The sequence below is a fragment of the Methylacidimicrobium sp. AP8 genome (assembly GCF_903064525.1).
GTDB lineage: Bacteria > Verrucomicrobiota > Verrucomicrobiia > Methylacidiphilales > Methylacidiphilaceae > Methylacidimicrobium.
Genome location: NZ_LR797830.1, coordinates 2051711 through 2063169 on the forward strand (window position 1 = coordinate 2051711; position 11459 = coordinate 2063169).

Sequence of the window (11459 nt, forward strand, 5' to 3'; positions counted from 1 at the left end):
TTGACATTTCGATTCGATCTTTTTATCCGAAAGCAAACTATCTTCAAGTCTGCGCTTGTGCAAATCCAAAGCGGGTTTCCTCGCCAGCGCGAACGTAGATCTCGCGCAAAATGAATATCCTTTTCGCCGCGACGGAGCTTGCTCCCTATGCGAAGACCGGGGGACTGGCGGATGTGTTGGCCGCCCTTCCGGCGGCGCTGCGCGGGCGCGGCCACTCGGTCGCCTGCGTCCTTCCGCTCTTCCGTTCGATCCGGGATACGCTTGCGGACTTAAGGCCCACCGATCTCGTTCTCCACGCTCCGTTAGGTGAGGGACGACATAGTGCCCGGATCTGGGAAGGCCGCACCGATCGGGACGTTCGCCTCTTTCTTGTGGAAAAGGACGAGTTTTTCGACCGGACCTACCTGTACGGCCGTCCCGGAGAAGACTACGCAGACAATGCGAGCCGGTTCTTTTTCTTTTCCAAGATCATACCCCTGCTCGCCCGGCATGTTCGACCGGCCCCGGAGATCCTCCACCTCCATGACTGGCACACCGGTCTGGTTCCGGTCTTCGTCCGCTCCGCGCGTCTCCCGTACCGAACGGTGTTCACGATTCACAACCTCGCCTACCAAGGGGTCTTTTGGGGCTTGGACTTCCCCCTGACCAACCTGCCGGCGGAGTACTTTACGCCGGAAGGAATCGAGTTTCACCAGCACATCAACTGCCTGAAAGCCGCGATCGTCTTTGCCGATCGGCTCACCACCGTGAGCCCGCACTATGCCCAGGAAATCCAGACGCCGGAATTCGGCTGCGGGCTCGACGCCGTGCTGCGGGAGCGGAAGTACAAGCTCTCCGGGATTCTCAACGGCGCCGACTACAGCCGTTGGGACCCGAGCCGCGACCCCCTCCTCCCCATGCCTTACTCGGAGAACAGCCTAGGCGCCAAGCAGATTTCGAAGGACCGGCTGGCTAAGCAAGTCGGGTGGGAGCCCTTCCGGGCGCCGCTTTTTTGCATGATCTCCCGGCTCACCGAGCAAAAAGGCATTCAACTCCTGCTCGATGTCGCCCCCGAACTCCGGAAGGAAGGGGATCACCTTGTCGTGCTGGGAGAAGGCGATCCCGGCTGGGAGGAGAAGCTGCGCGATCTGGCTCGCGCATTCCCCGAGAACATTGTGGTTCATATCGGGTTCGACGAAGCCTTCGCCCACCTCCTGTTGGCCGCCTCCGACTTTCTTCTCATGCCTTCCCTTTTCGAGCCGTGCGGCCTGACGCAGCTCTATGCCCTCCGTTACGGGACGCTCCCAATCGCGCGCGAGACCGGAGGGTTGGCCGACACCATCCTTCCTTGGGATCCGGCGACGGGTCGAGGGACCGGATTTCTCTTTTCGTCCCCGACCAGCGCGGCTTTTTTCGAAGCCATCCAGAAGGCAAGGACCGTCTATCAAAACCTCCCTTGCCTGGAAACCATGCGCCGGGAAGCCATGCGCCAGGAGTTCTCTTGGGATCGAAGCGCGGCCGCTTATGAAGAACTCTACCGTGGGATGCTCGCGTGAGCGATCAGGGAGGATCCGCAGGCGAGCTTCCCTGCAGCTTCCTTACAAAGCGCAGAAATCCTTCCGCCTGCTCCCGCAGCCGCTTTACGGCGGCCGGGTCCTCGATCCTCGCCTCGGACCCGAGCAGCTTCTCGATATCCGAGAGAAGAACCGTGTCGGGGTAAAGATGGGCTCTTCGGTAGACGAGATGTCTCTGCAGATCGTCGACCGCCCGCAGGCCGCCGAACCGGCCCCGCGCCACGCCCACCATGCAGGTCGGCTTGCCGTCCAAAGGACTAGGGTGCGGCAGAAGATCGAGGAAGAGCTTGAGGATGCCCGGGATGCTCCCGTTGTATTCCGGAAGCACAACGACGACCCCTAGCACCGCTTGCAAGAGCGAAGCAAACCGGAGGACCTCCGCCGGCTTCTCGGCGTACGCGCGCGGGCTCCCCACGGCCGCCGGCAGGAATCCGAGATCGATCGGGCGCACTTGCTCTCCCAGCGCCGCATATAGCCGGGCGATTTGCGCGCCGACGATCCGCGCGCGGCTCCCCAAGCGATTCGTTCCGATCAGGATCGCCAGCACCGCTCCCTTGCATAAGGGGTCCCTCCCGGCAAGGCAAGCAGCACCTCGCAAAACGGATCTTCGCCGTGCCGAGAGATCGGCAAAAAGGCTTGTCGCGGCCCTTACAGCCTGCTTTGTTGCCGACCATCGGAAAGGAAACAACCATGCACATCGGCGTCCCGAAGGAGCGAAAGAGAGGCGAAAACCGAGTCGCCCTCACGCCCGCCGGCGTTCACGCCCTGGTGCAGGCCGGCCATGCGGTTACGGTCGAGGAGGAAGCCGGCCTGCTGAGCGGCTTTTCCGATGCGGAATACTCCCGGGCGGGCGGGCGGATCGGCGATTGGGAAGAGTGCTGGCGAGCCGACCTCGTGGTGAAGGTGAAGGAGCCCGACGATTCGGAACTCGCCTTCCTCCGGGAAGGGCTTCTCCTCTTCTCGTATCTCCATCTGGCCGCCAACCGCCGGCTGACCGAAGCGCTCGCTTCCCGGGGCGTGACGTCCCTGGCCTACGAGACGCTGCAACTCTCCGACGGCAGCCTGCCCCTGCTTATACCCATGAGCGAGGTCGCCGGAAGGGTGGCCGTGCAAGCGGGCGCCCATTTTCTCGAGAGCGCGCAAGGGGGCTCCGGAATCCTGCTCGGCGGGGTGCCCGGCGTTCGGCCTGGACGAGTTGTCGTCATCGGCGGCGGCACGGTCGGCACACAGGCGGCTCGGATCGCGGCAGGCATGGGGGCCGAGGTACTCCTCTTCGACCAGAGTCCGGTCCGGTTGCGGTTGCTCGACGACCTCTTCGGCGGCCGGATCCGCACCGCGGTGGTCACCCCGTACTACTTGGAAGAGGAGCTTCAACGTGCGGATCTGGTGATCGGTGCCGTCCTGGTTCCTGGTGCACTTGCGCCGAAGATTGTTTCTCGCCGGATGGTCCAGCAGATGCGGCGCGGTTCGGTCGTGATGGACATATCCATCGATCAGGGCGGCTGCATCGAGACGGTCACACACGCGACGACCCATGACGATCCAGTCTTCTCCGTGGACGGGATCCTCCACTATGCGGTGGCCAACATCCCCGCAGCCGTTCCCCGGACCTCGACCTTCGCGCTCACCAATGCCACGCTTCCTTGGATCCGGATTCTGGCCGCCGAAGGCATCGCGGCGGCGAAAACGCATCCGGAGCTCCGTTCCGCCATCAATACGCTCGGCGGCAAGGTGACCTGCCCGGGGGTGGCCGAAGCCTTCGGATGGCAGGCGGCCGACCTGGACAAGATCCTCCGCTAGCGGCGCACCTGCGTCACCGCTGCCGGTTCCACGACTCGGTCGCGTATCGCTCCCGCTCGAGGCGCTCGGCCAGCCGAGCTTCCTCCGGGGCGAGCCGATCAGGTTGAAGTTCCGCCCCGAGGAGGGACGCCAGCGCCGATGGGAGAGCGGAGGCGAGACGATCGCGATCCGACGCCCACCAAAGGATGCTACCCTGGTGAAGGAGCCCCTCGCGCGTCCGCCGCTGGGCCCCGCCGGCGATCTTCTTGCCCCCCGCCATCACGTCGAAACGCACAGGGCGGGAGAAGCAGTGGGCCGAAGAGCCGGGCGCGCTTGCGGCGGCCAATTCGGCGGAAAACCCGAGCGAGAGGAGGGCCCGGCAAACGGCGGTATGGAAAAGCCGATACGCGTCCAAGGTCGAAAGCCCCGCAACAGGATGGCTGCGCGGGACGATCACCGTGTACGTCAGGTCGGCGGCGTGATCGACCAGTCCCCCTCCTGTCCAGCGGCGGACGAACGGACGGCCCGCCGGAACCTCTGCCCACGGCTGAAAGTAGCCGATGCTTACGGCATCCTCAGCCCACGCGTAGATCCGAAGGAGCGGGCGCGGAGAGGATCGCAGAAGGGCCTCGTCCACAGCCATATTCCAGGCACGGCCCCCGGGGCCGTGCCGGAGGAGCCGCCAGACTCCCGCTCCTCCGCCTTCCCGGGGAGCGGGCGGAGAGGTCATTTCTTTTCGCTCATGCGGAAAAGATCGAGCCATCCCCCGTTCTTCTTCGGGCCTCCGGCTTCCGCCAGATTGCGATCCAAAAAGTGCGCCGCGATGTTCCATGCCGCCTCCGCGCTGACCGGGTCGAAGCTCGGGCTGCGCGGATCGGCGAAACTGCTTCCGGCGGGGAAGACATGCAGGTCGAAAGGCTTATGTTCCTCTTCCACGATCTTGGTGAAGCGAAGGAGCTCCTCCTTGGGGATGGAAGGATCGCGGTCTCCGTAGATTCCGCAAACCGGAGTCCTGAGCTTCGCCAGCTTTCCCCGATCGAGCTCGAGGGGACCATAGAACAACACCCCGGCGTCGATCCCCTTTTCGACGAGAAGCAGCTCGAGGACGAAGCCCGCGCCGACCTCCCAGCCCATCAACGCCACCCGGTCCGTCCGGAAACGCGGGCTCTCCCGCACGAACCGGATGCCCGCCCGGATGACGCGGAAGCAAGACTCGCCCCGCAAACTTCGTTCCAAGTCGGCGGCGATCCGCGCGTCGGGAGGAACCTGTCCATTGAAGAGATCGACGGCCAAGGCGACGAATCCCTGCCGGGCCAACCGGTCGGCACAAAGCTTGATCCGGTCGTCCAACCCCCACATGCCGGGGACCAAAACGACCGCCGCCACGGGCGGGCTGTCGGGAATCGAAAGATAGGCGATATCATCCGCGCCGAAATCGCTCAAACGGACCATCGCCCCGCGCAGGGCAGGCTTAGCCGTCTCGACGACCGAAGGGACGGGCTGCGCGCGAACAGCTGGCGGTGCAGAGGAAGCTTCCGCTGCGGCCGTTCCCGGTTCCGCTTCCTTCTCGGCCCCAAAGGCCGGCAGCACGAACCAAGAGCCGAAGAGCAAAAGAATCCAACCACGCACGACCTAAGGGACTCCGCACCAACGGATGCTACCCAGAACATCCCACGGCCCGGCTCCTGGGCAAGCAAAAAGCGAAATCACGGGAAGAGCCCTCGAATCCTCTTAGCCTCCGCCACCCGCTCGATCCCGATCATCAAAGCGGCCATCCGCGTGGAAACCCTCCGCTGTTCCGCCCGCTTGAGAATCTTCGCCAGAGCATCCGTCAGGATGCGGAAGAGCGCATCGTAGATCTCCTTCTCCGACCAGAAGAAGCTCTGGAGATCCTGCACCCACTCGAAGTAGCTCACGACCACCCCGCCCGCGTTGCAGAGGATGTCCGGCAGGACGAAGATCTCCGGCCGCTCCGCCAGCACGCCGTCCGCTTCCGGTGTCGTCGGGCCGTTAGCTCCTTCGGCGAGGATGCGGCATCGGATTCTTCCGGCAACGTCTGCCCTGATCACCCGCTCGACCGCGGCCGGAATCAGGACATCGCACGGCTGAACCAGAATCTCCTCCCCATCGATCGGGTCGGCTTCCGAAAAACCCTGAACGCCGCCCTCGCGCGCGACATGCCGCTGCAGGGCGGCCAGATCGATCCCTCCGGCACGATAGACCGCACCGGTCCGGTCGGAGATCCCGACGATGCTCGCTCCGGTGCGGGCGAGCTCGAGAGCGGCATGGCAACCAACGTTGCCGAATCCTTGCACGATCACCCGCAAGGGAGAAGGGAGCTTGAGCAGCTCGGCGGCCCGATTCACGAGGAAAGCGACTCCTCTGCCAGTCGCCTCGCGGCGGCCTAGAGAACCACCGATCGAGACCGGCTTCCCGGTGACGATCTCCGGGACCGCATAGCCGGCATGGTTGGAGTAGGTATCCATCATCCAGGCCATCACCTGCTCGTCCGTGCCCAAATCCGGCGCTGGAATATCCGAGTGGGAGCCGAGGAACGGGATAAGCTCCTGGGTATACCGGCGCGTCAACGCCTCGCATTCCCTCCGGCTGAGCTCCCGCGGATCGCAGGCGACTCCCCCCTTGGCTCCCCCGTACGGAAGCCCCATTAACGCGCACTTCCAGCTCATCCACATGGCAAGCGCGGATACCTCCCCCAAGTCGACAGTGGGAGCATACCGGATCCCTCCCTTGGTCGGTCCCAAGGAAAGATGGTGCTGCACCCGATACCCGTTGAACACGGTGACCTCCCCGGAATCGCGGCGCACGGGAACCGCTACGGTCACCATCCGCTTCGGCCATTTGGTCCGCTCGCGCAGGTCCTGAGGAAGATCGAGAAGGTCCGCGGCTTGATCGAACTGCCGGCAGGCCATGGCAAAGGTCGGGTTGTCCAGAAGAAAGCGCATCGCCGGATCCGGTTCGCTCAACACTGCGGCTTACCGGCGGGCCGGCGCTTGCGCCGGGCGTCGGGGCGCAAAGAGAGAAAGTTCTCCAGTATTCGCTTGCCTTCCCGAGTGAGGATCGATTCCGGATGAAACTGCACGCCGTAGATCGGGAGGCTGCAATGCTGCAAGCCCATGATCTCTCCCTGATCGCTCTCCGCGGTGATCATCAGGCAGCCGGGGAGACTCTCCCGCTCGACCAAGAGCGAATGGTACCGGGTCGCTTCGAAGGGGGAAGGCAACCCCGCGAAGATTCCCTGGTTCCGGTGGTAGATCGGCGAAGTCTTCCCGTGCATCAAGCGCGCGGCGCGGACCACGCGGCCTCCAAAGGCTTCGCCGATACACTGGTGTCCAAGGCATACCCCGAGGATCGGCACACTCGCGCCCAACGATCGAATCACCTCGCAGCAGATGCCGGCCTCCCTAGGGGTCTTCGGCCCCGGCGAAAGAACGATCCAGTCGGGGGCCAGGCGGGCGACGCCGGCGACATCGATCGCGTCGTGGCGGAAGACGACGGGGTCCTCTCCCAGCTCGCCGAAGTATTGGACGAGGTTGTAGGTGAACGAATCGTAGTTGTCGACGACCAGCAGCATGGGCGTAAGCCCCGGAGGAACGCTTGCGAGAGCCGCAGGTTAACGAAGAGTGCTTGCCAGCGCAAGGGCCTTCAAGCCCGCCTTCGCCTTATTGAGGGATTCGCGATATTCCCCCCATGGGGTCGAATCGGCTACCAGGCCTCCTCCGGCTTGAAGATAAGCTTTCCCCTTGCGGAGAAGGACGGTCCGGATTGCAATGCAGGAATCGAGCGCCCCCGAAAATCCGAAGTAGCCGACGACTCCGGCGTACGGCCCCCGCTCGGTCGGCTCGAGCTCTGCAATGATCTGCATCGCCCGAACCTTCGGAGCTCCGGTGACGGTACCCGCCGGAAAGGTGGCACGAAGCACATCGAAGGAGTTCATGTCCGGCCGCAGCCTCCCTTCCACGCTCGAGACGATATGGAGAACGTGGCTGTACTTCTCTATCGTGAAGAAATCGGCCACCCGCACCGAGTCGTAAGAGCAGACGCGCCCCAAGTCGTTGCGAGCCAAATCGAGGAGCATCACGTGCTCCGCCCGCTCCTTGGGGTCGGCCAGGAGCTCGCGGATGACGGCTTCCTCCTCCCGGGGATCCTCGGGCCGAGGCCGGGTTCCCGCAATCGGACGCATGAGCACCTTGCCGTCCCGGCAGCGGACGTGGATTTCGGGCGATGAGCCGACAAGAGAAAATTCTCCGAGGCGCAGGCAAAACATGTAGGGAGAAGGATTGACCAAGCGCAGTGCCCGATAGAGATCCAAGGGGTCTCCGGCAAATTCGACCTCGAGCCTTTGCGAAGGGACGACCTGAAAGATGTCGCCGGCTCGGATATACTCCGCCATCCTCTCGGTCATGCGGACGTACTCCTCGGGCTCCATGTTGACCGTATACGGCAGGTCCAAAGCCGGCTCCGGCCGCAGGAGCGAGGGTCGCTGAATCCCGCGGCTGAGGGCCTCTTGCATCCGGTCGATCCGTTCTACCGCCGCAGCGAGCGCCGCCTCGGGATCGTCGCGCACCCACGCCTGCGCGATAAGCTGAATCCGCCGTTGGTGGTGATCGAAGGCCATCAGCGTGTCCGCCAGGAGGAAAAGGAGATCGGGCGTTCCGAGATCGGCCATAGGCGCACGAGGCACCGTCGGTTCGAAGTAGGTTGCGCTCTCGTACCCGAGGAATCCCACCGCCCCTCCGCTAAACAGGGGAAGCTCCTCTAGAACGACCGGTTGGAACCGGCTCATCAGGCGCTGCAGCTCGCCCAGCGGATCTTCGCGGCACGCGTACTCTTCGGTCCGCCCATCCCGATAGTCGATCCGCATCCGTCCCGCCCGGATGGTCAGCACCAGGAGCGGATCGACCCCGAGAAACGAGTAACGGCCGAAGCGACCTCCCTCGGCCGATTCCAAAAGAAAGGCGAACGGCCGATCCGCGCCCAGCTTGGCGAAGGCCGAAACGGGGGTGTCGAGGTCCGCGACGATCTCCCGGTAGACGGGAATGAGGTTGCCGCTCTTCGCCAGCTCCAGGAAAGCCTTCCGCCCCGGGGTCACCACGGCTCCACGCTAGCCGCACGCAGCCGCGAGCACAAGGCTCCCGATCGGCGACCGGGCTGTCGTCCTCCTACTTTTTGTTGAGAACGAAGTTCACGGGCACGTCGGCATTGATCGGAATCGGGATCGGTCCCACCCGCGCCGGGCGGAATCGCCAATGGCGGACGGCCTCGAGGGCAGCCTGATCGAGACCGCTGTACCCCGAGCTTTGGAGAATGCTCACCGACTCGGGCCTGCCGTCCGCGGAAACGTGCACCCGCAGGATCACCCGACCCTGGTGGCCCGCCGCACGTTCGGCTGCCGGGTACGCCGGCTTCGGATTCCTCAGGTAATCGGGGACCGCCATCTGCGTAGGCTTGCCCGCCGAGGAAGGAGCAGGAGCTCCGACGGAAGCCGACGCTTTCTTCGGCGCCGTCCGCGGTTTGGTAACGGGAGGAGGCGGAGTCGGCTTGGCTTCCGGTGCCGGAAGGGCCATTTCCTCCGGAGCCGGCGGCGGAGGAGGCGGAGGGAGAGGCTCCGGCGGCGGAGCCGGCTCGGGCGCCGGCGGTTCGGCCAGATCCACCTCCGTCGCCGCCGCTCCCGACTGCATCCCGTACTCGATCCGCTGGATGAAGAACAGGCCGACGACAAACAGGATCGTGGCGTGAAAGAGAAGCGAGAAGAGGTATCCTAAAACGTCGTTTCTTTCCATGGTCAGCTAGGTTATCCGGCTAGTTATGTAGGGCCTGCCCCGGCTGGGGCTGCGGCGCGACCGTGCCCGCCGGCGCCGGCGCTTTCGGTTGCGACGCAGCTCCGGCTCCGGCCGCCACCGGCTTCGGCTTGGTCGTCTGAATGGCGATCCGGCTGATTCCCAGCTTTCGCCCTTCGTCGATGACTTGGATGACCCGTTCAAAAGGCGCCTCCGGTTCCCCCGTGACGAAAACCTTCGGGTCGGGATTCGCAGCCTTCAGCGCCGCCAGCCGCTTGGCCATCTCCGCGGCGGGCACCTTTTCCTTGCCGAAGCTGTAGTCCCCGTCGGCGCGGACCGTGACGATCAGCTGATCGTTGGGGTTCTGCACCACCGTGGTCGTCCCCTGGGGCAGGCGGATCGATATGGCTTCGTTTTTTGTCATCGAGAGCGAGACGATCATAAAGGTGGCCAAGAGAAAGAACATCACGTCGATGAACGGGATGATCTCCAGCCTCGGCCGATGACGATCCGGAAGAACGACGCGCATGGAGGAACCTTTTCCTAAAGGCCGCGAATCGGCTCAGGCGACCCGATCGACCATCATGGCTTCGGCGTCGGACCGGTTCCGGGCGAGCATCATTTCCAGGCGTGTCGCGGAGGCCTCGATCTCACGGCGGACCCGCTCCGCCCGGGCGTTGAGAAAGTTGAGCGGAACGATTGCGACGATGGCGACACCCAAGCCGAAGCAGACCGCGATGAGCGATTCGGCAACCCCGCCAGTAATCGCCGCCTGCTTTCCCGCAAGCTCGCCTCCGCCCACCAGACTAAACGCCCGCATCATTCCGGTGACCGTGCCCAGAAGGCCGAGCAGCGGCCCCAGAGTGACGGCCGTATCGAGCACCACCAGCCCGCGGTGGAAGCGATGGATCTGCTGACTTGCGCTTTCCGCCAGAGCCTCGCTCAGCGAGTTGTTCCGGTGCCGGAGGCCCTCTCCTAAAACCTGCACGACCAAGTCCTTGGACCGCGCCGCCGTGGCCAAGGCCTCGTCAAGAGCACCCCGTTCCACCAGCTCGAACACGGCCCGCACCGCCTTCGGATCTCTGTCCAGGCTCATTCGCAGGAGAAAGGCGGCCCTTTCCACCAGAACGGCCGCCGTGATCCCCGACAGGACCAAGATCGGCCACATGATCGGTCCGCCCTTAAAGAAAAGCTCCATCAGCATCGTTTAGCTCCCATCGGTTTGTCTTTCCGTCCTGCTCCGGCTCGCCAAGCTAGCCGCTACCGGCAACGGCCGGCGGTTGCTGTCGTGCGGATCATCTAGCGAAAAGAAAAACTGCTCGCCTTAGTCTATCCAACGGCGGTCGATTACGAATGTTACAATTGTGTGACATTTTTTGATTTCACAATCGATTGCTGCTCTGTGCATTATCGACAGCTTTCGGATCGGTTCCCTGATTTTTCCCCGCGCTTTGGCCCAAGCGGGTCGCCCTTCCGGGAAGGTTTGCCTCCGCGGGCGGCTTTGCGGTAAAAACCGCTGGTTCCGCCACCCCGCCTCCGCGCCTTGATGAGCCTGCGCCTTGTCTGCACCGATTTCGACGGAACCCTGCTCCCCGCCGGGGAGGAAGCCGATCGATCCGTCTGCGCCGAGTTTTTCTCGCGGCTCGAACGTCTCAAGCAGGAGAAAGGAGTCATCTGGGTCATCAATACCGGACGTCCCTGGGAGAGCCTGTGTCGAGAACTCGAGCGGCTGCGTTTTCCCTACTGGCCCGACTGGGTCGTGCTCGGCGAGCGGGAGGTCTACCGCATCGAGCGCCGGCTCCCTATCCCCCACCGCGCCTGGAACGAGCGCTGCTCCGCCCTCCACCGCGAGCTCTTTGCCGCCACGGCCGCCTTCTGGGAAGGGATGCGCCACTTTCTCCGGAACGAGACGCGCGCGGTGTATGACCATGCGGAATGGTCTCCCTTGGAAATCTTGGCCTCCGATGCCGCGGAAGCGGACCGGATTCACGAGAAGATTCTCGATTGGATGGCCCCTTTCCCCGAACTGTCCGTGCAGCGCAACTTCGAAGGATTCCGCTTTTCTCACCGGGAAATACACAAGGGAAGCGCCCTGCAAGCGGTCCAAGCGCAGATCGGGGTGGAGGCGGCCGCGACGCTCGCCGCCGGGGATCATCACAACGACTTGCCGATGCTCGATCGCCGTTACGCGGCTTTCTTGACCTGTCCGGCAAACGCCATCCCAGAAGTCAAGGAGCGCGTCCGCAGCCAGGGCGGATTCCTCGCCAGCCTGCCCGCCTCGGCCGGGGTCGCCCAAGCGCTCTCGCAATTCGAAGCTTGAGCCGGCGCC

The 11459-nt window shown here is 64.0% G+C and carries 12 protein-coding genes; 3 read left to right on the forward strand and 9 right to left on the reverse strand.

What is annotated here, in order from left to right; genetic code table 11:
• Positions 1–110 precede the first annotated feature (110 nt).
• Positions 111–1535: a glycogen synthase GlgA gene (gene glgA, locus MTHMO_RS09560; RefSeq protein ID WP_202214572.1), complete on the forward strand. Its 1425-nt coding sequence runs from the start codon at positions 111–113 to the stop codon at positions 1533–1535.
• Positions 1536–1539: 4 nt separating this feature from the next.
• Here glgA and MTHMO_RS09565 read toward each other — a convergent pair whose 3' ends face one another.
• Entirely contained in the window at positions 1540–2100 is a 561-nt protein-coding gene (locus MTHMO_RS09565) for an NADPH-dependent FMN reductase (protein ID WP_202214573.1), read from the reverse strand.
• A 143-nt stretch (positions 2101–2243) separates the two neighbouring features.
• Between MTHMO_RS09565 and ald the strand changes: the two genes are divergently transcribed.
• The gene (gene ald, locus MTHMO_RS09570; RefSeq protein WP_202214574.1) at positions 2244–3353 is read left to right on the forward strand and encodes an alanine dehydrogenase; all 1110 of its coding nucleotides are present in this window, start codon (positions 2244–2246) and stop codon (positions 3351–3353) included.
• 13 nt (positions 3354–3366) lie between these two features.
• On the opposite strand, the gene MTHMO_RS09575 is transcribed toward ald, so the two are convergent.
• From MTHMO_RS09575 to MTHMO_RS09610, 8 genes are all read right to left on the reverse strand, one after another.
• Positions 3367–4062, reverse strand: coding sequence for a biotin/lipoate A/B protein ligase family protein (locus MTHMO_RS09575; protein WP_202214575.1), 696 nt, complete (start codon positions 4060–4062; stop codon positions 3367–3369).
• Positions 4059–4775, reverse strand: coding sequence for a dienelactone hydrolase family protein (locus MTHMO_RS09580; protein ID WP_237394882.1), 717 nt, complete (start codon positions 4773–4775; stop codon positions 4059–4061). Before MTHMO_RS09580 ends, MTHMO_RS09575 begins: the two co-directional genes overlap by 4 nt.
• A gap of 263 nt (positions 4776–5038) precedes the next feature.
• Positions 5039–6295, reverse strand: coding sequence for a Glu/Leu/Phe/Val dehydrogenase (locus MTHMO_RS09585; protein WP_202214908.1), 1257 nt, complete (start codon positions 6293–6295; stop codon positions 5039–5041).
• 17 nt (positions 6296–6312) lie between these two features.
• A complete protein-coding gene (locus MTHMO_RS09590) occupies positions 6313–6924 on the reverse strand; it encodes an aminodeoxychorismate/anthranilate synthase component II (RefSeq protein WP_202214577.1) in 612 nt (203 codons plus the stop codon).
• A 39-nt stretch (positions 6925–6963) separates the two neighbouring features.
• Positions 6964–8445, reverse strand: coding sequence for an anthranilate synthase component I (gene trpE, locus MTHMO_RS09595; protein ID WP_202214578.1), 1482 nt, complete (start codon positions 8443–8445; stop codon positions 6964–6966).
• A 67-nt stretch (positions 8446–8512) separates the two neighbouring features.
• Positions 8513–9133, reverse strand: coding sequence for an energy transducer TonB (locus MTHMO_RS09600; RefSeq protein WP_202214579.1), 621 nt, complete (start codon positions 9131–9133; stop codon positions 8513–8515).
• Between the two features lie 19 nt (positions 9134–9152).
• Positions 9153–9659 (reverse strand): biopolymer transporter ExbD, encoded by a 507-nt coding sequence (locus tag MTHMO_RS09605; protein WP_202214580.1) that lies wholly within the window; start codon positions 9657–9659, stop codon positions 9153–9155.
• 33 nt (positions 9660–9692) lie between these two features.
• The gene (locus MTHMO_RS09610; protein ID WP_370568323.1) at positions 9693–10328 is read right to left on the reverse strand and encodes a MotA/TolQ/ExbB proton channel family protein; all 636 of its coding nucleotides are present in this window, start codon (positions 10326–10328) and stop codon (positions 9693–9695) included.
• A 348-nt stretch (positions 10329–10676) separates the two neighbouring features.
• Here MTHMO_RS09610 and MTHMO_RS09615 point away from each other — a divergent pair, with 348 nt between their 5' ends.
• On the forward strand, positions 10677–11450 hold the full coding sequence (locus tag MTHMO_RS09615) for an HAD family hydrolase (protein ID WP_202214582.1): 774 nt from the start codon (positions 10677–10679) through the stop codon (positions 11448–11450).
• Positions 11451–11459 lie beyond the last annotated feature (9 nt).

Bases quoted from the DNA above. Each gene is read 5' to 3' on its own strand.
- glgA (WP_202214572.1), top strand. From the start codon at position 111: ATGAATATCCTTTTCGCCGCGACGGAGCTTGCTCCCTATGCGAAGACC.
- ald (WP_202214574.1), top strand. From the start codon at position 2,244: ATGCACATCGGCGTCCCGAAGGAGCGAAAGAGAGGCGAAAACCGAGTC.
- MTHMO_RS09575 (WP_202214575.1), bottom strand. From the start codon at position 4,062: ATGACCTCTCCGCCCGCTCCCCGGGAAGGCGGAGGAGCGGGAGTCTGG.
- MTHMO_RS09585 (WP_202214908.1), bottom strand. From the start codon at position 6,295: ATGCGCTTTCTTCTGGACAACCCGACCTTTGCCATGGCCTGCCGGCAG.
- MTHMO_RS09590 (WP_202214577.1), bottom strand. From the start codon at position 6,924: ATGCTGCTGGTCGTCGACAACTACGATTCGTTCACCTACAACCTCGTC.
- MTHMO_RS09600 (WP_202214579.1), bottom strand. From the start codon at position 9,133: ATGGAAAGAAACGACGTTTTAGGATACCTCTTCTCGCTTCTCTTTCAC.
- MTHMO_RS09605 (WP_202214580.1), bottom strand. From the start codon at position 9,659: ATGCGCGTCGTTCTTCCGGATCGTCATCGGCCGAGGCTGGAGATCATC.
- MTHMO_RS09610 (WP_370568323.1), bottom strand. From the start codon at position 10,328: ATGGAGCTTTTCTTTAAGGGCGGACCGATCATGTGGCCGATCTTGGTC.
- MTHMO_RS09615 (WP_202214582.1), top strand. From the start codon at position 10,677: ATGAGCCTGCGCCTTGTCTGCACCGATTTCGACGGAACCCTGCTCCCC.